Here is a 19936-nt window from a genome sequence, read left to right on the forward strand (position 1 = left end):
TCGACTATGGCGCGCCTTGAACATATCCACCACGTAGACCATCGCTGCGAAGTGATCGATGGTGAAGCGGTATACACACAGATCCATAACGCTTGCGCCATCGAAAGACTGCCGCAGATATTTTGGAGAAATCAGGAGCCCTGGCAAGAAGCAAATTTATGGGCTTGCGAGCGGGCTAGGAGCCGGGATGTGGATCTACAGACGGTAGAAACCAATCTGCGTGGTGTCGCTCATTACGCCAGTTTTTTGGAATCTAAGGAAATGCACTGGTTCGAGTTCCCTGCAGCCAAGGCGGATCGCTGCCTTGTCCAATACCGAGGGTTTCTGAAGGAGGCCATGAAAAATGGTGATCTCTCTCCTTCTACTGCGAGCGCTCGGATGCGCTATGTCATCGCTTTTTATCGATGGGTACAAATCGAAGGGCTTTTTAAACCGGAAAGCCAATTATGGCGGGACATTCCGGTTCATATCAAATACTTTGATTCGGTCGGATTTGAGCGAACCATGCTGCGAATCACAACTGACCTTTCCATTCCCAACCGTACGCGCCCTGGCGAACGCCTGGAAGACGGTCTACTGCCTGTGTCAGCGCTGGACCGCGACGCAATCCTTCGGTTTGCCAGGGATCATGCGAGCGAGGAACTCTTTCTTCTTCTATCTGCTGGTTTTTTTACGGGCATGAGGCTGGGCACGCTGTGCGATTTAAAGATCAAATCACTTGAACACGCCGTGCCAGATCCCGCGATTCCCGGCATGTTTCATCTTGCAGTTGGGCCTGGGGCTTCAACGCCAGTCGCAACCAAGTTCGGGGTGACCGGTCAGGTATGGATTACCCGCGAGCTTCTGGATTTTTTGAAGGAGTACGCTTACAGTCCGCGGCGATTGCAGAGGGAAGCGAAGGCCGCTCAAAAACATCGCAATCTATTGTTTTTGACTCGTTTTGGAAATCCTTACAGCCGGAATGGCTCCGATAAATCCAGCGCAATAAATGTCGAGATGACCGGATTTAGGAGAGCGGGCACAGCGCATGGAATGCAGGTTTTGCGCAACTTCCGTTTTCATCAGTCACGCTGCACCTTTGGCACCGCGTTGACAACACTAGCAATCAAGGTGGGAGATAACATCAGTGCGATTGCGTTCGTGCGCGACGCTCTCCTGCATAAGCACGAAGCGACGACCTTTAAATACATCAAGTTTGTTGAGAAAACACCCGCCAAGGAGATTTTCGCCAATGACTTCACTGCGGCGTTCTTGGGAGTCCTAAATCAGAACACGAGGTCGTCCCATGCCTGAATTGCAACTGCCTGATCTAACTTTTCCGACGGTCAAATTCGGAAGGAGGGAGACTCGTTGGGACCTCAGACCTCTGTTGTATCGCGGGGGCGCTAGCGCCCCCATTAAACAGGTAATCACTCTATTGGAGCGAGAGCACTACGGCCCACCTATCATGGAGCGACTGGAGCTGGTCAAGAAGCTGCACGAGGAAATCAACGGAAATTTGGTCGGCGGGGGAAGCCGCCATACCGCATATACTTTTATCAGGGGTATTCGTCGACTTTTTGCCTGGGCCGATGAGGGTGGGCACGCACTTAATATGCACAAGATTGCGGATAGCTTCAAGTGCTGGTCGGACCATTTGCTGCAACTTCAACGGGTTGCGGGCAACATGACCGGTGAGTCGCTGTATAGCCTAACAACGAAAATTGCCCGATTGCTAGATGCGGTGCTGCAACGGCGCATTGGGCTGATGCGTGAAACACGCATTCGCGCACCTCGGGGTGGCAAAGCTGCGCGCAGTATCCAGAAGGACAAACAGGACCTGGAGGAGACGTTCAGGTTTGGACATTTGTTGTTGGACGTCTGCAATTCGCTGTCCCTTGAATCAATAAGGGGCCCGCTTCCTATCAAAATTTCCTTGCGCACCGGTGAAATACTGGAGGAATGGTCGGCCTTGATACCGATCGAGAATTTGAAGCAGGAGCAGAGCTTGTACCGAGCAAGCGTCGTAAGAGAGCGTCGCGCGGCATGGGAAGCGGATACATCACTGCGCACCCGTCATCCAGTTATCAACCTTCGAATTGAGGCTGAGTTACAAATATTCGTCTCCCAAACGGGCATGAATTTTGCACAAGCCCACAGTGCCAGAAATGGTCGGTTTCACTACACGAGTCATCTGGACGGTTACCAGGTGAGGCGTTACAAGGACCGTCGCGGCGGCGAAGTGGAGTTTGATATATACGGCGAATATAAAGTATTTTTTGAGCGCTACCTTGTGTGGCGCAACATTATGTTCCCAAAAGATCCTGACGGACTGCTATTTCCGATTGTACGGATGAGGGGCGGGCTCGGAGAAAAAGCCCCACCACTTAACCAACTAAAGACGCTTTGCAAAAAACTAGCGATCCGATTTATCGGGCCACGAGAATTGCGTAATACAAGAGTAAATTGGCTGTTGCGCCGATCGCAGGATGTAGAGATGACCGCTGAGATGGCACAGCACACTCAAGAAACGTTGCTGAGGACATACGCGAAGCCCAACCTGCAGGTCGCGATGGTTGAGATCGCACGCTTTCACAATCGCTCTGATCCAACAATCTCTCCGCCCGGGCCAGGATCGTGTATTACACCGACCCCGCGTGCGATGGTGGATATGCCAGAGGATGCAACGCCACCCGATTGCGTGAGTGCGGCAGGTTGCCTATTTTGCGACCATCAGCGTGACATTGACACCGAAGATCATGTCTGGTCGTTAGCAAGTTTTCGTCATCTAAAATCGATTGAATTGGCTAACTACCGCCCGCCAGCGTTAGGTGAAGCGAAGGCCCCCGATCAGTTTGCAGCTGCAGCGATTGATCGACTGACGTCCAAACTCAAGTTTTTTAAGATATCCAACGAAGTACGAGGGCTATGGGTGCATGAAGCACTTGCCCGCGTCGCCGAAGGGGACTACCACCCGGCTTGGGACGGCTTCATACTACTAGGGGAGCTGCAATCGTGAGTGTTACTCTGGCAGACTTTGGACTTGCAATTGAATCTCCGTTGGCGACCCCAAGCGCGGCCAATTTTCGGCCACTTAGCTGGCCGCCAACCCCTGACTGGCCGGTGATGATTGATGCACATGGTAATGTCGTTAGCCGATATGGCGATTCAATTTGGCGACTCTTCCCTTGGGCCAAACAAGCTATATCTATAAATTTTGGGGATGGGCCCTCCAAGCGCGGGCCATCCGTTGATGTCCACAATGCCAACTTGCTAAGACAAGTAGTGGCTTGGTGGATATGGGGCCCGAGGGGGGTACGAAACGCTGGTACGCTATCGACAAAATTTGGACAAATAAGACCTTTATTTGTCCTATGCTCAAACAATCGCATTCTGGCCTCAGATCTAATGCGTTTTCCAGCCGTGGCGGAGCAAATTGCGAATGAGCTGGCTCCATCCTCTGCTGACGGCGTGTTGATAATGTTGCACGAGCTCTACCAGAACAGGGAATCCCTTGGCTTTACGTTGCTTGACAAGGAAGGATTGTGTCGTCTGGAAACGACTCTGCCGGACCATGAGCAGAAGCAAACCGCATATATACCACCCCGGATTTGGATGTATCAGGTCGGACGATTGCGCGAATGTCTCGACGATTTCTTGGCACACCGCGAACAAGTGGAAGCTTGTTACAAATTCTGTCTCAATGCCTACGCGATAAACTTCGGTTCACTGAAAACGGCTCTGATTAGTACGGAAGACAACAAATCCCCGTTTTCAAAATCAGCAGACTTGGTCAGCAGGAGCGGCCTCAGATTCTACGGCCGCTTCGAACTGACGGCCGCTCGGTTTGGTATCGATAAACTCCTCGCGCGTTGGGTCGGCTCCTCAAATGGGGAAACGCAATCTATGGAGGTTCAAAGCTTGACCACCTACTTTCGTCTGGTGAGCAAAGTAGGCCTGGCATATCTTTTGAATTTCTCTCTGATGCGAGTTTCGGAGGGGTCGGAGTTGAAAGTGGACTGCCTTAAGGTTGAGCACGACCCGCGCTTTGGAGATATCTACGTCTTATGTGGTCCCACGACTAAAACGAAGCAAGATGGCGATGCACGCTGGCCAACCTCGCCGTCGGCTAAGGTGGCTGTTGAAGCCATGACTTACGTCGCTCACCTGCAATTGATCTGCCTCAAGGCACACCCTCAAGCAAAGATAACAGCCGAGGACGTGCATAACCCATACTTAATTCAGCGATGTGTCGCGCCATGGATTAGCACTTCAATAGAGCTCATTCAACTTCCGCCTCGGCGGCCATCGTATGGCATGGCGCTGACTAACCACTCACCCAAGTTGTTCGATGTAGACCAACTGCGCATTACCGAAGCGGATTTACAAGTGGCGCGTCTCATTACGCCGACACTGAACCCTGAGACGTATTCTGTTGGTAAGGTTTGGCCGCTTGCCTGGCATCAACTGCGGCGCACTGGCGCAGTCAACATGCAGGCCTCTGGGCTGATCTCGGACGCCTCATTACAATATCTGCTCAAACATGTGACTAGGGCAATGAGCCTTTATTATGGGCAGGGATATTCCCGTCTGCGCCTGAATGATCAGGCGCGCATACTATATGTGCGGACCATGCACGAAGTGTTAAGCAAGGAGTTCGGGCGGCTTCTATCCGCCCGTTTTATCAGTCCCCACGGAAATAAGCGCAAATTTGAAATAGTGCGATTGATTGATCCAAGCGACGCAAAGACGCTTTCTGAACTGGCAAAAAAAGGGCAAATTGCATGCAGACAAATCTTGCTGGGCTATTGTATGAATAGAGAACCCTGTCCGTATGGTGGTATCGACTCGGTGGCGCACTGTGGCGGAGGAGACTCAGAGTCGCCATGCCCAGACGTCCTTTACGACAAGAACAATTCGGCCAAGGTCAAGGGGCTAGACAGCATTCTCGACGAGAGACTGGCCCATGCACCTATTGACAGCCCGCTGCGTGAATCCTTACTCGCTCAAAAGAAATCTGTGGAGAACTATCAAAATGTCACAAGAACCTAAGAAACAATCAGCGGAGACCTCATTTCGAGATGCTTATGATCGCCTGAGAAGAGGCGAACCCCAGGTAGTGCCTAGAGGTACGCCGGTTAGCCAAAACAATGTCGCCAGGGAGGCCGGGGTTGATCCGAGCGCGTTGAAAAAATCACGCTTTCCTAGCCTTATCGCTGAATTACAGCTTTATGTTGCCAAGCACACGAAGGATGCCCCAGCCTCAGCTCGCCAGACTATGTTGTCCCACCGCAAGCGCAATCGCAGTTTGCGGGATCGGATTGACGAATCATCGATTCAGCGGGACAACCTCGCAAGTCTATTAAATTGTGCTAATGCAAAAATTGTTGAGCTTGCGAACAAAGTCGCTGAGTTGGAAGCAAAGCTACCTCCTTCAAATATGACAAAGCTGTTCGACAGAACAGGTAAATAGCGCGGGTGGATTCCGAATAGGACTTGTGATGAACAATCGCGGCCTTTCCGTTGCACCTCGGACACGTAAAGCATCTCGCTCAAGCGTTCGGTGGCGGATGTCCTCCCAGAGTTTTCTCGTGCGATAGTTTTCGTAGCTCTTATTGCCCATCCTGGCTAATGTCTCTTCGCGATCGTTGTATATTCCTCATCCCTTGATCTAAGTCTTGAATTGCGAAGACAGCGTTCCGAATACCCAAGAATAAAACAAAAACGTCTGCCAGGGCGCGAAGTCGTACGGAGCGAATTCTAGGCTAAGGGGCGCGAACCGGTGCAAGCAGGGTGCAATCTCACTGGCATACATGGGCCCTGCGGCCCATACCCCGCTACACTGTGGCCGGTTCACAGGCCTCCACCTGTACCGGTACCAACAGCCACACTGCCGCATTAAGGAGTCCAAGCCCACGTTGCAGGCGCGCGAGGTAGCCCTTCCACCGTCTTGCGAACCTTGAGCTTTATGGACTGTGATAGCGAGGCCAAGCCCCAGGTCGTCGACCATCGATTCGAATATCGGACGTTGCTCGCCATCATCCCAGAGCACCCACCCCAAGCTAGCAAAATGGTGCGCACAGTATAACGATGAGGCATTTGTTGGCATTGTTCAAAAGTACGCATTATTTAAAATATATATGGCAATCAATAAAAAAGGTGTCAAAAATAAAAAACGCAGCCTTATAAAAAAAGGGCTGCGTGAATTTTGTTTGCGAATTAATAAAAACATATTTTGCGCCTTGAATATCACAGCTCCAATCATCTGATACCGTTCGAATATGTACGGCCTTGCCCGGGATGCTTTCAAGATATTTATGTTGTCCATACTTCATACCATTTAGTGTGTGCGTTCAGGCCATACAACTTGCCGGTGGAACGGCTTCGATTACGAAGCATGGTTGCTGGAGCGTAATCTGCGCGCCACCGGTTATGTGCGTCCTGATCAGAAACTGAGTCTGAAGAACCAGCAGCTGCAGGCGTTTGTCTTTAGTCCCGGCAATCTGATCGAGGTGTTGCGCAGCCGCTTGCGCCAGCGGATCTTGCAAGCCTTGCCCGAGCATCGGTATGCCGGTGTGCTGGTGGCGCTGGCGGTGGGCGACCAGCACGCCATCGATCAATCCGACTGGGAAGTATTCAACCGCACCGGCATCAGCCACCTGGTGGCTATTTCAGGCCTGCATATCACCATGATTGCCGGCATGTTCGCGGCCATCATGGCGGCGTTGTGGCGTCGTTCTTTTTTCACCAGGGCGGCCTTGCCCTTGCTGCTGCCGACGCAAAAAGCAGCTGCTTTGAGTGGTGCGCTGGCGGCGCTGTGCTACGTCGCGCTGGCAGGATTCGGCATACCGGCACAGCGCACCTTATATATGCTGCTGGTCGTCGCGCTGGCCTTGTGGAGCGGACGCATCGCCAGTGTTTCGCATGTGTTGTGCGCAGCGCTGACGCTGGTTCTGTTGATCGATCCCTGGGCCTTGTTGTGGCCGGGATTCTGGCTGTCCTTCTGCGCCGTCGGCGTAATCCTTTACACCAATGTCGGCCGCAGCCTAAGCATGGCGGTCGAAGGGAAAACTTTGTTAGCGCGCTGGCGCAGAGGTTTAAAAGCTGCCGGCGCTACCCAATACGCGGTGACCATCGGGTTGCTGCCGCTGACGGCCTTGCTATTTGGCCGGATTTCATTGATAGGCCCGCTTGCCAACGCCCTGGCGATTCCCTTGATCGGCCTGGTGGTAACGCCGTTGACGCTGATCGCCAGCGCTTTGCCGGCGCCGCTCTCGACGTGGCTGTGGCGCGGCGCGCATGCGTTGATGGAGCAGCTGGCGAACTTTCTGAACTGGCTCAGCGCTTTGCCGTTTGCGGTGTGGCAGGCGGCGACACCGCAAGCATGGACTTTTGCACTGGCACTGCTGGCCACCCTATGGTTGCTGGCGCCGCGCGGATGGCCGTTGCGCTGGCTGGCGCTGGCCGGCTGGCTGCCTTTGCTGCTGGACGGCGGCAGCCGCCCCGGCGCCGGTGAAATGTGGGTGACGGCGCTGGATGTCGGCCAGGGAATGGCGGTATTGATAGAGACTTCCGATCATCGTCTGTTATACGACAGCGGACCATACTATTCGCCGACATCGGACGCCGGCAGCCGCGTCATCATTCCTTATCTGCGCGCGCGCGGCATCGTTGCATTAGATGCGATGGTAGTATCGCACGCCGATAACGATCATTCCGGCGGCGCGCTAGCTATCATGGACAGCGTCAAGGTGGACACCGTATATTCGTCCCTAGCGCTGGATCATCCGATTGCCAGGGCAGCAACCGATCACCGGCGTTGCCACGACGGTCAAGCCTGGCAATGGGGCACGATGAAATTTGAAATGCTATATCCGGATATTGCGTATTATCCGGCGCCGTCAGCAACAGGAAAATCCAAAGCGAATACAGTCAGCTGCACTCTCAAGATCACGCACGGACAGCACGTAATTCTGCTGCCGGGGGATATCGAGGCGGCGCAGGAAAGACAGTTGATCGCCAGCCATTCCGGGCAATTGAAGGCAACTGTACTGTTAGCGCCGCATCATGGCAGCGGCACTTCATCCACTGCCGCGTTCCTGGCAGAGGTCGAGCCGCAAATTGCTCTGTTCCAGGTTGGTTATCGCAATCGCTTCCGTCATCCTAAGCAGCAGGTGCTGGAGCGTTATCAAGCTCTGGGCGTAGAGAATTTTCGTAACGACAGCGACGGTGCGATTCTGTTGAAATTCGGCGATGAACCTGGTAACAGCGTTAGCACCGACACTTACAGGAATCAGCACCGGCGTTATTGGTATGGCCGGTGAGCGTTCAGGTGTTTTATTTTGGCGCCAGCTGTGCCAGCGGCTTATGCAAACGCGGTAAAGCGCATAACACGGCGATTGCCATCGCCGCCGATAGCAGCGCGATCATGTTCATTCCAGTCAAGCGGCCGTCTGCGGTTTCGCCCAGCATCAGGCTGGATGTCAACGCCGCGACGGTGATTGCCAGGTCTTGCACGATGTTTTGCAAAGACATAAAGCCAGCGCGTTCGTGCGGCCCAGGCACTTGGCTGGTAAGCGCCGCCAGGGTGACGTTGCGGCCGGCGTTGCCTGCCATGAACAAGATAAAAAACAGTAGCAGCGGTAGCGTGCTTATGCCGAAAAATGGCGCGAGGCCGGTGCAGAAGGCCAGCGATGCGATCGCTGCCGCAGGAAGCGGGCCGGCGCGATCGGCCAGCCGCCCGAGCAATTGCACCGTCACCATCGCAGTCACGCCGCCAGCAAAATACAGCATGCCCAGCCGTTCACGCGGGAAGCCGAGATTCAGCAACAGGTAGGCGGAGAATTGGGGTATCACCAGGAAAGCCGAGAATTGGCTGAGCGCCTGCACCAGGCAAGCGGCGCGTACCGCAGGCTGGGCCAGCAGGCTGCGGGCGCTGACCGGCTGCTTGCGCGGCTGATCGAGATGCTGGCGCAGCTTGGGCAAGCGCCATGCCGCCAGCAGCCAGACCGTGGCTGCGAGGCCGGCCACCGCATAAAACGGCATGCGCCAGCCACCGCAGCGCGCCAGCTCAAGCGCCAGCGGCACACCGACAATCACCGCCATCGAAAACCCCAGCATGACCTTGCCGATGGCGCGCCCGCGCCGTTCTGGCGGTGTGCTGTCGATGATGATCGCCATCCCGAGCGCTATCGCGGGGCCGCCGCAGAGTCCGGTCAGGCCGCGCGCCAGCATCAGCGTCCACAGGCTGCTGGCGCAGGTCGCCGCCAGCGTGCACAAGCCGACTGCACCGAACGCCAGCAGCAGTACCGATCTGCGGTCGAAGCTATCCAGCAGGCGCACAGCAAGCAGGCCGGAGACCACCGCTGCCGCAGTGTAGGCAGCCGACAGCCAGCCTAGTTTGTCGCTAGGGAAAGCTAGCGCTTGCGCCAGGTCTGGCCCCAGCGGCAGCAGCATGATGAAATCGAGGATGTAGACGAACTGGATGGCGGCAACGATGATGATTGCCTGAGTCGGGGACAGCTGTTTCATTGCTTCCTTAAGTTAGATGAGGTGCGGTAGATGAGGCGCCGGCGATGCGGCCGGGCAGCACATGGCGTAAACCGTCTGCCGCAGCGCGCAACATGGCGGCAGTGGTGTCCCAGTCGGCGCACGGATCGGTCACCGAGCAGCCGTAGCGCAGCTGCGACAGGTCGGCTGGTATCGGCTGGTTGCCGGCTTCCAGGAAACTTTCGATCATGCTGCCGAGGATGCTGCGATTGCCTTGGCGTATCTGATGCACCAGGTCGCTCATCACGGCTGCTTGCAGAGTGTGCTTTTTGTAAGAGTTGCCGTGCGCGCAGTCGATGATGATGTTGGCAGGCAGCTGCGCCTTGGCCAGCGCCTGCTCGGCCAGGCTGACGCTGACGCTATCGTAGTTGGGCCGGTTGCTGCCGCCGCGCAATACCAAGTGGCTGTGCGGGTTGCCGCGGGTGCGGATGATGGCGGCGCGGCCATCGTTGTCGATGCCGAGGAAGGCATGCGGGCGCGAGGTCGACAAGATGGCGTTGAGCGCGGTTTCGACGCTGCCATCGGTACCGTTCTTGAAACCGACCGGCATCGGCAAGCCGGACGACATCTCGCGGTGGGTTTGCGATTCAGTGGTGCGGGCGCCGATAGCGACCCAGCTGATCAGTTCGCCCAGGTAATGCGGTGAGACCGGATCCAGCGCTTCGGCCGCGGCTGGCAAGCCGAGCTGGTTGACTTTCAGCAGGAAGCGGCGCGCCTGGTGCATGCCATCGGCGATGCGGAACGACTGGTCCATGCCGGGATCGTTGATCAAACCTTTCCAGCCGACGCTGGTGCGCGGTTTTTCGAAATACACGCGCATCACGATGTAGAGCGTGTCGGCCAGTTCGGCGGCCAGTTGTTGCAGGCGGCGGGCATATTCGAGGCCGGCTTCGGGATCGTGGATCGAGCAGGGGCCGACCACCACCAGCAGGCGCGGATCGCGCCGTTCCAGAATATTCCTGACTACAGAGCGGCCGTTGGCTACGGTTGCTGCGGCGGTTGCGCTAAGCGGCAACTGCACCCTCAGTTCGGCCGGCGAGGGCATGGGGTCGATACCGGCAAGGTTTAAAAAATTTTCTTCATCGACGACAAGTTGATCTCTTTTCATGGGCGTGCTCGGTGAGTCTCGGTAGGTTGATAGAGGAGTGTTCAACAGCCCTTGAATGCGGGCGTTTGGTGAGGCGAGAGCGGCGAGAAATTCATGGCTGGAATGGATATTAATTGCATTCCATACATAAATCAATTGCTAATCATTCTCATTTGCATTTACAATAAATCACTCCATGTCCATCTGCATCAACTTCTTGGACTGGCTTGGCATCGGCGCGATCCGCCTTGATGTCCGGCTGAGGGAGCATTCAATCGGCTAGCGGAATGCCACGCCACCACACGATTCTTATCCGAATTTTTGCGAGGACTAACACCGTGAACGACAGACTCCGCCATGCATTTTTGAAGCAAGCCAGCGCTACAGATTTGCTTCAGCAATATCAAACTGGCGCGACCTTTTTCGCCTCACCCAGGCGCAGCCTGCTAGCCCGGGGGATCAAAGCCGTATTGCCACCGTGCGACCCTAGTCAGCTAGCCGTCATGGCGGCGCAATATCTTAAGAATGCAGAACTGGAAGGACAGCCGGCGCCGGTGCTGATAGGGGCGCTGCCATTCCGGATGGACGCCAGTTCGGCGCCGGCTCACCTGTTCATGCCGCGACAACTGATCAGCGGCACCGGCGTGGATAGCGCAGTGGCGGCTCTGAATTCAGCCGCAAAACCGGCGGAGGCGAGCTTGTCGGCGGCGCCATTGATGCAACCTGCACCGGAGGCATATCGCAGCAATGTGCGCAGTGCGCTGGCGCAGATCCGCAATGGCGAATTCGAAAAGGCGGTGCTCTCGCGTTCGCTTACCCTGGCCGCGCAGATCGAAGTTCCGGCCTTGCTGCATCGCCTGGCGGCGCTCAATTTGCACGGCTATACGTTTGCTATCGATCTTACCGATAGCGGCCTTGCTGCGGTATCTGAACGGCGCACCCTGATTGGCGCCAGCCCCGAGCTACTGCTGGCACGCTATGGCAAGGAACTGGTCTCCCATCCGCTGGCGGGATCGATTCCACGCAGCGCCGATGCGGTGGAAGACCGCCGTCGCGCAGATGCTTTGCTGTGCTCCGCCAAGGATTTGCATGAGCATGCATTGGTAGTGGATGCGGTTGCCGCCGCCTTGCGCCCCTACTGTAAAACCTTGCGCGTGCCGAGCGCCCCCAGTTTGCTGGCGACGCCGACCATGTGGCATCTGGGCACGGAAATCCGCGGCGAGCTGGCCGATCTCGCCACCACTTCGCTGGAAGTTGCATTGGCGCTGCACCCGACGCCGGCGGTATGCGGCCATCCGACCGCAGCCGCCCGCAAATTCATCGCCGATGTGGAAGGCTTCGATCGCCGTTACTTCGCCGGCCTGGTTGGCTGGTGCGATAGCCACGGCGATGGCGAGTGGGCGGTAACGCTGCGCTGCGCCGAACTCGGCGCTCACAGTGCGACGCTGTACGCCGGCGCCGGCGTCGTGGCCGGTTCCGAGCCGCAATTGGAATTGCTGGAAACCTCGGGCAAGCTGCGCACCATGCTGGCGGCGATGAATCTGGAACTGATGTTGGAAGACCAGGCTGAGGCGGCGGCATGAAGAATAAAACGAAGGATAAAGCGAAGGATAAAATCAGTCGCGCCGATCAGCCAGGCTACCTGCCCGGATTTACGCCCTGGCCGCAGCAGGCCGCCGCAGCATACCGCGCAGCCGGCTATTGGACTGGCGAGACTTTCGGCGCCATGCTGCGGGCGCGGGCACAGCAATATCCGGCACGGCTAGCGTTGGTATGCGGCGCCCGGCGCTGGACTTATGCCGAGCTGGACCAGCGCAGCGACCGGTTGGCCGCGGGTTTTGCCCGAATCGGCATCCGCCCGCGCGATCGGGTGGTGGTGCAACTGCCCAACATCGCCGAATTTTTCTCAGTGTGTTTTGCCTTGTTCCGCCTGGGTGCAATACCGGTGTTCGCGCTGCCGGCGCACCGGCGCGCCGAAGTCAGTTATTTCTGCGCCCATACCGAAGCTGCGGCTTACGTGATCGCCGATCTCGACGGCGGTTTCGACTATCGCCAGCTGGCGCGCCAGGTCCGTGCCGGGCAGCCCAGTCTGAAACACGTCATCGTAGTCGGACAAGCAGAGGAATTTTGCGCGCTGGATAGTTTGTATGATCAGCCGCAAAGCTTCGCCGAGCCGCGTCCGGACGACGTCGCCTTCGTGCAGCTTTCAGGCGGCAGCACCGGCTTGCCCAAGTTGATTCCGCGCACCCCGGACGATTACCTGTACAGCGTCCGCGCCAGTGCAGAAATCTGCGGCCTGACAGCGGGCAGCATCTACCTGTGCGCTTTGCCGGTCGCGCACAATTTCACCTTGAGTTCGCCCGGCAGCTTCGGCGCGCTGTATGCCGGCGGCTGTGTGGTCATGACGCGGCGCGCCAGCCCGGACGACGCCTTCCCGCTGATCGAAACCGAGCGCGTCACCTTGACGGCACTGGTGCCGCCGCTGGCGATGGTGTGGCTGGACGCCGTCAGTAATCGGACCAATGAGCGCGCCAATGAGCGTGCCAGCGGCGGTCACGACCTGAGCAGCCTGCAATTGCTGCAGGTAGGCGGCGCGAAATTCACCGCCGAAGTGGCGCAACGAGTGCGGCCGGTGCTGGGTTGCGCTTTGCAGCAGGTATTCGGCATGGCCGAGGGATTGGTCAACTACACCCGTCACGACGATCCGCAGCAGCTGGTGGTTGGCACGCAGGGCCGCGCCATTTCCGCCGCCGACGAGGTGCGCGTGGTGGACGATGAAGATCGTGACGTGATTCCTGGCGAGGTCGGCCACTTGCTGACACGCGGCCCGTACACCATACGCGGTTACTACAAGGCCGAAGAACACAACGCCCGCGCCTTCACCGCCGATGGTTTTTATCGCACCGGCGACCTGGTATCGCAACTGCCGTCCGGCCATCTGGTGGTTGAGGGCCGAGCCAAGGATCAGATCAATCGCGGCGGCGACAAGGTGGCTGCCGATGAAGTCGAAAACCATTTGCTGGCGCATCCGAATGTCCATGACGTGGCGCTGGTTTCCATGCCGGACGCCTATCTGGGCGAACGCAGCTGCGCCTTCGTGATACCGCGTGGTGTAGTGCCAAGAGCAATGGAGCTGAACAATTTCCTGCGCGAACGCGGTATCGCCCAATACAAGATCCCGGACCGTATCGAGTTCATCGATCGTTTTCCTAAAACCGGCGTCGGCAAGGTCAACAAGCGTGTGCTGCGCGAACGCATCGCAGAGCAGTTGGCTGGCGCCAGAAATGTCCCTTAAGGCGGCCTCGAATAAGTCCCGTTGCGCGTCATTCCCGCAAACGCGGCCACGGCAATAGTCATCTGGGGTCAGAGTCAACTTTCGCAGTGCTTTATCGCGAAACTTGACTCTGACCCCAGTTAGCTGCGTTTGTTAAGCGCGAACCGGGCAAGGACATTGTCATGACAGAGTTTGCAGAGATAGTTTTAACGCACTTAATTTACTTACCCTAATTCATCAGAAATTATCCTTATGAGCATTCCAAAAATCCCTTCTTATCCAATGCCAGTGGCTGCCGTCATGCCGACCAACCGTGTCGACTGGATCCCAGACCCTGCGCGCGCGGTGCTGCTGATTCACGACATGCAAGAATATTTCCTCGATTTCTACGACGTCCAGGCTGCGCCGATACCCGCTTTGATTGAACATGTCCAACGCCTGCGCGATGCTTGCGATGCTGCCGGCGTGCCGGTGGTGTATACCGCACAACCGGCGCAGCAGGCGCCGGAACAGCGCGGTCTGTTGCAGGCATGGTGGGGGCCGGGGCTGACCGCACAACCGCATCGGGCGCCAGTGGTTGCCGCCCTGGCGCCGCGTGCACAAGACACGGTGCTGACCAAATGGCGCTACAGCGCTTTCGTGCGTAGCGACCTGTTGCAACGCATGCAGGAGCAGGGCCGCGATCAATTGATTGTGTGCGGCGTCTACGCCCACATCGGCTGTCTGATGACCAGCGCCGACGCCTTCATGCACGATGTGCAGGCGTTTCTGGTGGGGGATGCTTTGGCTGACTTTTCTGCCGGGCAGCATGCGATGGCGCTGGACTATGTGTCGCAACGCTGCGGCGTGGTCACTCATACGGATAACGTCGTCAGCGCCTTGCAACCGGCGGCCGCCGTCAGTCTGCCGGCCAGCCTGGCGGCGCTGCAGGCAGAGGTGGCGCAATTGATGCAAATGCCGGCTGCAGATTTGCGGACCGACGATAACTTGCTGCACCTTGGCCTTGATTCGATCCGCTTGATGAGCCTGGTCGAGCGTTGGCGGCGTGGCGGCGCGAGCGCTACCTTCGTCGATCTGGCCGAGCGGCCGACGCTGGCGGACTGGTGGAGTTTGCTCGCCGCGTCACGGAGCCATTGAATGGGAATCGCCCAGATGCAGGAGCTGGCGCAATCCTCACTATTGCCGCTGTCGGCGGCGCAATACGGTATCTGGCTGGGGCAGCAACTCGATGCCGGCAGCCCGGCTTACTGGACCGCCGAGGCGGTGAAGCTGTGCGGTGTGTTGGATCAGACGGCGTTCGAGGCGGCCCTGAGCCAGGCGGTAGCAGAGTGTGACGCTCTGCATCAGCGTTATGCCAGCGATGGCAAAAGTGTCTGGCAAACGCCCGCGCTCGATACCGGCTGGACGCTGCAGCGGCTGGATTTCAGCGCTGCGGCAGCGCCGTTTGAAGCAGCGCAGCGCTGGATGCAGGCTGACCTGCTACAGACCGCCGATCTTGCGCATGGCCCCTTGTTTGCCAGCGCGCTATTGCAGCTTGGCGCGCAGCGCACGCTGTGGTATTTGCGGGTGCATCACGTAGCGCTGGATGGTTTCGGCTACGCCTTGCTTGCGCAGCGGGTGGCCGATCTGTATTCGGCGCGGATTGCCGGCAGCGGCTTGCCGCCGGCACGGCCGAGTGCTTTGGCGCCGGTAGTCGCCGAAGATCGACTCTATCTTTCTTCCGCAGCCTATGAACGGGATCGGGAATTCTGGCGTGCGCGTCTTAAAGATGCGCCGCCGCCTGTGCTGCTGGGACCGGCAATGCCGGTGGCGCATGGCGTGCGCCGCCAGCGCGGCAAGTTGCCGGCAGCTGCCTTGCAGCGTTGGCAGCTTGCAGCCAGCGCCGCCGGAGTCGACTGGACGGCGTGGCTGATTGCCGCTATCGCCGCCTGGTTGCAACAAAAAAGCGCCGCCAGCGACATCACGCTCGGCTTGCCGGTGATGGGACGGCTCGGTTCGGTGGCGCTAAGCGTGCCATGCATGGCGATGAATATCGTGCCCTTGCGGTTGCAGATAGACAGCCAGGCCGGCCTGAACCATCTGGCGCAGCAGGTGATGACAGAACTGCGCGCAATACGGCCGCATCAGCGTTATCGCTATGAACAACTCAAGCACGACCTCGGCCTGAGCGACGGCAGTCGCCGCCTGTTCGGAGCGGTGATCAACCTGATGCCGTTCGACCGGCCGCTGGCGTTTGGCCAGCTGGCGGCGACTGCGCATCCGATCGCGGCCGGGCCGGTCGAGGATCTGTCGATTGTGATTGCCCCCGGCGCCGACGGCGTCAGGCTGGATTTTGAAGCCAATCCCGATGCTTACGACAGCGCCACGTTGAGTGCCTTGCATGGGAGTTTGCTGGCGACCTTGGATATTTTGGCGAACGCGCCGCACAACGTCGCTATGTCGTTAGCCTCGCTACTCGGCACCGCCGCCACAATCCCCGCGCAGCCGGCCGTGTTGTCCGGCGGCCGGCTGCCCGCCGCGCCGGAAGCGGTGCTCGATGCTTTGCGCAGGCACGCCGCCAATACGCCACAGCAGATCGCGCTGACGCAGGATGGCGTGTCCCTGACGTATGCCGAACTGCTGGCGCAAGTACAGGCGCTGGCTGCGGTCTTGCTGGCACATGGCGTATTGCCGCAAAGCCGCGTGCTGCTGTTGCTGCCGCGTGCGCCGCATACCGTGGTGGCCATGCTGGCGGTGCTGTGGGCCGGCGGCGGCTATGTGCCGCTCGATCCGGACGGCCCCGTGCTGCGCATCGCGGCGGTGCTGGAAGATGCACAGCCGGCGCTGGTGCTGAGTCTGCGCCGGCACGCTGGCAAGGTGAACGGGGCAGCGCCGCTGCTGTGCCTGGAAGACAGCGCCAGCAACACCCGGCAGGGCGGCGCGCCGTTGCTTGAGCCGGTTGCCGTGGCTGCGGACGCCCTGGCTTACGTGATCTACACTTCCGGCTCCACCGGCCGGCCGAACGGCGTCATGATCGGTCGCGCTGCGCTGGCGCATTTTGTGGCGGGCGCAACGGCGCGCTACCGGATTAGCGCCAGCGACCGGGTGTTGCAATTTTCTCCCTTGCACTTCGACGCCAGCGTGGAAGAAATCTTTCTGACTTTATGCGCCGGCGCCAGCCTGGTGTTGCGTAACGACGAGATGCTGGAATCGCTGCCGCGCTTTTTGCAGGCATGCCAACGGCTGCGCATCAGCGTGTTGGATTTGCCGACTGCTTTCTGGCACGAACTCAGCTTTTGCATCAGCCAGCACGAAGCCGCCTTGCCGGACAGCGTGCGGCTGCTGATCATCGGCGGCGAGGCAGCGTTGGCGGAACGGGTGGCGCGCTGGCGTGCAGCAGTCGCGCCGCAGGTGCAGTTGCTGAATACCTATGGTCCGACCGAAGCCACGGTGATTTGCACTACGGCAGAGCTGGCCGGACCCGGGGCGATTGCCTTCGATGGCGATACGGTGCCGATCGGGCGGCCGCTGGCGGGTGTAGCGATTGCCGTGGTCGATGCTGATCTGCGTCCGGTGAGGTGTGGTGAGGCCGGTGAGTTATGCCTGATGGGCGGCGCTTTGGCGCGTGGTTACCTGGGGCGCGCGGCATTGACGGCAGAACGTTTTGTGACGCTGGATGGAGTGCCAGGACAGTCGTCGCCATGCCATGCCTATCGGACTGGCGATCGCGTGCTGCTGGGTGAGGATGGCGAATTGCGCTATCTGGGCCGCCTGGACGACGAATTCAAACTTAGCGGCCATCGTATCGATCCGCTGGAAATTGAAGCCGCCATGCTGTTGTATCCCGGCGTGCGTGAAGTCGCTGTGGTGGCGCAGCCGCTGGCGAACGGTGGCGACAGCAAGCGCCTGGCAGCTTTCGTGGTCGCCGATCAGAGCTTGCCGACGGCGGCCGTCTGGCGCGATTTTCTGGCCCGGCATTTACCTGCGGTGGCGATTCCCGGCAGTTATCTGGCGTTGCCAAAATTGCCGCGCAATGTCAATGGCAAAATAGATCGCAAGGCATTGCGTGATTTGCCGCCAGCTGTTGTTGAGGATCGATCCAAGATTGTCGCCAGCCAGCTGGAACAAGCAGTGATGACAGTCTGGTGCGAGGTGCTGGGCGTGAGCGATTTAAGTCCGGCCGATGACTTTTTTGCCCTCGGCGGCAAATCCTTGCAGGCGATCCAGGTAGCCAACCGGCTCGGTATTGCCCTGCAGCGCGAGATCGCGGTATCGACCTTGTTCCGTCATCGCACGGTGGCGGCGCTGGCTCAGTCATTGAGCAGTCTGGCCGGCCATCCACCGCCGCCAGCCGCAGCTGATTCCGAATTCGCACCCCTGTTGGTGATTCAGCGCGGCGTCAGCCCTGCATCGTCGTCGCTACCGGCGCTGTTTTGCGTGCACCCGGCGGAAGGCCTGGCGTGGTGTTATCTGGGTCTTACCAGGCAATTGCCGGATATCCCAATCTACGGTTTGCAGGCCATAGGCATCAGCGGCGCTGCACCAGCCACTGTTGACGCTCAGGTGGGCGCCTATCTGGCTTTGCTGCGCAGTGTGCAAGCACATGGGCCGTATCGCTTGCTTGGCTGGTCGTCCGGCGGCGGCATCGCCCATGCGTTGGCGGTCAAGCTGCAACAAGCCGGTGAAACGGTAGCCTTGCTGGCGATGATGGACGCCTATCCTAGCGACATCTGGCAAGGCCAGCCCGAACCGCAGGAACGCGACGCGCTGCTGACCCTGCTCGACGTCATCGGAGCTTCGCCGCTGGACGCCGACGGCCAGCCGTTGTCGCATGAAGCCATGTTGGCCCGTTTCAAACAGCCGGACAGCACCTTGGCGACAGCCGATGAGACGCAACTGGCGCGGCTGCTGAAGAATGCCTTGCACGGCATGTTGCAGTATCGCCAGTTGCAGCATCAGCCTTATCAAGGCGATCTGCTGTTTTTCCATGCCTCCCGCCGTACTCCCGAAGCACCCGACTGGCTAGGCTGGAAACCTTATGTGCTTGGCCGCATGGAGCGCGTCGATGTCGATAGTACGCATATCGGCATGAGCAAGCCGGCGCCCCTGGCGCATATCGGCCGCGAGCTGGCCAGGCGGCTGAGTCTTGAGTCCATTACCGAGAAATCGCATGAGTAAAACACCCACACCACGCACACCGCCACGCTTGTTGCGTGTGCGGCGCACGCAACAACTGACGCCGCATATGCGCCGTATCACCCTGGCCGGCGAGGCGCTGTCTGGCTTCCCGCCAGACAGCGACGGCGCGCATATCAAGCTGCTGTTGCCGCGCCCCGGTCAAATCGAACCGGTACTGCCGACGCTCGGCCCGGACGGCCCAATCTGGCCGCCGGACGATATCCGGCCGATTGCGCGCACCTATACGGTTGGCCGTTATGACGCCGCAGCCGGCGAGCTGGATATCGATTTCGTCTTGCATGGCGACGATGGCCCGGCCTCAAGCTGGGCCTTGCACGCCGGACCCGGCGCCGCCATCGGTGTCGCCGGGCCGGGCGGTCCGCCGCGCTTTTTGCCGGACGCCGACTATTTCCTTTTGCTGGGCGATCCAAGCGCATTTGCGGTGCTGGCGGCGGTGCTGGCCGCCTTGCCCGAACGCGCCCGTGGCCATGCCTTGATTGAGGTGCCGGACCACGGCGAGATCCAAGCTTTGCGTCATCCGCCTGGCGTCGATCTGCGCTGGCTGTCGCGCGATGGCGCACCGGCCGGCAGCAGCACGCTGTTGCTGGATCAGGTGTCTGCCCTTAGCCTGCCAGCCACCGGGCTGTCGGTGACGCTGGCCGGCGAGAGCACCCAGGTGGTGGCCTTGCGCGAGTATCTGCTCAAGCAGCGCGGCGTGCCACGGCGCGCCATGTATGCCGTGCCGTACTGGAAAGACGAGCATACCGAAGAGGATTACCACGCCGAACGGCATCGCATCATGGATGCGTTTGAGCTGGGGCAAGTCGCGCAGCAGGAGCGCGCCGCCACTACTTTCACCATCAAGGAAACTCTGTCATGACCATTCGGCT

Annotated in this window: 12 protein-coding genes; 10 read left to right on the plus strand and 2 right to left on the minus strand. The window is 58.8% G+C overall.

The genetic code is table 11. From position 1 onward, the window contains the following. Positions 1-6 precede the first annotated feature (6 nt). The 5 genes from VNZ60_RS02670 to VNZ60_RS02690 all read left to right on the plus strand — a co-directional run bounded on the left by VNZ60_RS02670 (position 7) and on the right by VNZ60_RS02690 (position 8303). Positions 7-1293, plus strand: a complete 1287-nt coding sequence (locus VNZ60_RS02670; protein ID WP_325656876.1) for a site-specific integrase — start codon at positions 7-9, stop codon at positions 1291-1293. Continuing rightward, positions 1286-2998 (plus strand): site-specific integrase, encoded by a 1713-nt coding sequence (locus tag VNZ60_RS02675; protein ID WP_325656877.1) that lies wholly within the window; start codon positions 1286-1288, stop codon positions 2996-2998. The genes VNZ60_RS02670 and VNZ60_RS02675 overlap by 8 nt, the downstream gene beginning before the upstream one ends. A 389-nt stretch (positions 2999-3387) precedes the next feature. Further along, a complete protein-coding gene (locus tag VNZ60_RS02680; RefSeq protein ID WP_325656878.1) occupies positions 3388-5031 on the plus strand; it encodes a hypothetical protein in 1644 nt (547 codons plus the stop codon). Beyond that, positions 5015-5452: a hypothetical protein gene (locus VNZ60_RS02685; protein ID WP_325656879.1), complete on the plus strand. Its 438-nt coding sequence runs from the start codon at positions 5015-5017 to the stop codon at positions 5450-5452. Before VNZ60_RS02680 ends, VNZ60_RS02685 begins: the two co-directional genes overlap by 17 nt. 874 nt (positions 5453-6326) lie before the next feature. Then, complete coding sequence (locus VNZ60_RS02690) at positions 6327-8303, plus strand: DNA internalization-related competence protein ComEC/Rec2 (RefSeq protein WP_325656880.1); 1977 nt, start codon at positions 6327-6329, stop codon at positions 8301-8303. Positions 8304-8316: 13 nt separating this feature from the next. On the opposite strand, the gene VNZ60_RS02695 is transcribed toward VNZ60_RS02690, so the two are convergent. Together VNZ60_RS02695 and VNZ60_RS02700 are read right to left on the minus strand one after the other, a co-directional pair. Then, positions 8317-9510: an MFS transporter gene (locus VNZ60_RS02695; protein WP_325656881.1), complete on the minus strand. Its 1194-nt coding sequence runs from the start codon at positions 9508-9510 to the stop codon at positions 8317-8319. 7 nt (positions 9511-9517) lie between these two features. Continuing rightward, positions 9518-10636 carry a 3-deoxy-7-phosphoheptulonate synthase gene (locus VNZ60_RS02700; protein WP_325656882.1) on the minus strand — a complete coding sequence of 373 codons (1119 nt, stop codon included), beginning with the start codon at positions 10634-10636 and terminating at the stop codon, positions 9518-9520. Positions 10637-10953: 317 nt separating this feature from the next. On the opposite strand from VNZ60_RS02700, the gene VNZ60_RS02705 reads away from it, so the two are divergent. From VNZ60_RS02705 to VNZ60_RS02725, 5 genes are all read left to right on the plus strand, one after another. Continuing rightward, on the plus strand, positions 10954-12198 hold the full coding sequence (locus VNZ60_RS02705) for an isochorismate synthase (RefSeq protein ID WP_325656883.1): 1245 nt from the start codon (positions 10954-10956) through the stop codon (positions 12196-12198). Continuing rightward, positions 12195-13910, plus strand: coding sequence for a (2,3-dihydroxybenzoyl)adenylate synthase (locus tag VNZ60_RS02710; RefSeq protein WP_325656884.1), 1716 nt, complete (start codon positions 12195-12197; stop codon positions 13908-13910). The genes VNZ60_RS02705 and VNZ60_RS02710 overlap by 4 nt, the downstream gene beginning before the upstream one ends. Before the next feature lie 231 nt (positions 13911-14141). Then, on the plus strand, positions 14142-15026 hold the full coding sequence (locus VNZ60_RS02715) for an isochorismatase (protein ID WP_325656885.1): 885 nt from the start codon (positions 14142-14144) through the stop codon (positions 15024-15026). Continuing rightward, positions 15027-19046 carry an amino acid adenylation domain-containing protein gene (locus VNZ60_RS02720; RefSeq protein ID WP_325656886.1) on the plus strand — a complete coding sequence of 1340 codons (4020 nt, stop codon included), beginning with the start codon at positions 15027-15029 and terminating at the stop codon, positions 19044-19046. Next, positions 19039-19926 (plus strand): siderophore-interacting protein, encoded by an 888-nt coding sequence (locus VNZ60_RS02725; RefSeq protein ID WP_325656887.1) that lies wholly within the window; start codon positions 19039-19041, stop codon positions 19924-19926. Before VNZ60_RS02720 ends, VNZ60_RS02725 begins: the two co-directional genes overlap by 8 nt. Positions 19927-19936: the final 10 nt, after the last annotated feature.

Origin of the sequence: Collimonas sp. (assembly GCF_035566375.1) — a bacterium.
GTDB lineage: Bacteria > Pseudomonadota > Gammaproteobacteria > Burkholderiales > Burkholderiaceae_D > Collimonas.

Coding starts and splice junctions, on each gene's coding strand:
- VNZ60_RS02670 (WP_325656876.1), top strand. CDS start 7: ATGGCGCGCCTTGAACATATCCACCACGTAGACCATCGCTGCGAAGTG.
- VNZ60_RS02675 (WP_325656877.1), top strand. CDS start 1,286: ATGCCTGAATTGCAACTGCCTGATCTAACTTTTCCGACGGTCAAATTC.
- VNZ60_RS02680 (WP_325656878.1), top strand. CDS start 3,388: ATGCGTTTTCCAGCCGTGGCGGAGCAAATTGCGAATGAGCTGGCTCCA.
- VNZ60_RS02685 (WP_325656879.1), top strand. CDS start 5,015: ATGTCACAAGAACCTAAGAAACAATCAGCGGAGACCTCATTTCGAGAT.
- VNZ60_RS02695 (WP_325656881.1), bottom strand. CDS start 9,510: ATGAAACAGCTGTCCCCGACTCAGGCAATCATCATCGTTGCCGCCATC.
- VNZ60_RS02700 (WP_325656882.1), bottom strand. CDS start 10,636: ATGAAAAGAGATCAACTTGTCGTCGATGAAGAAAATTTTTTAAACCTT.
- VNZ60_RS02710 (WP_325656884.1), top strand. CDS start 12,195: ATGAAGAATAAAACGAAGGATAAAGCGAAGGATAAAATCAGTCGCGCC.
- VNZ60_RS02715 (WP_325656885.1), top strand. CDS start 14,142: ATGAGCATTCCAAAAATCCCTTCTTATCCAATGCCAGTGGCTGCCGTC.
- VNZ60_RS02720 (WP_325656886.1), top strand. CDS start 15,027: ATGGGAATCGCCCAGATGCAGGAGCTGGCGCAATCCTCACTATTGCCG.
- VNZ60_RS02725 (WP_325656887.1), top strand. CDS start 19,039: ATGAGTAAAACACCCACACCACGCACACCGCCACGCTTGTTGCGTGTG.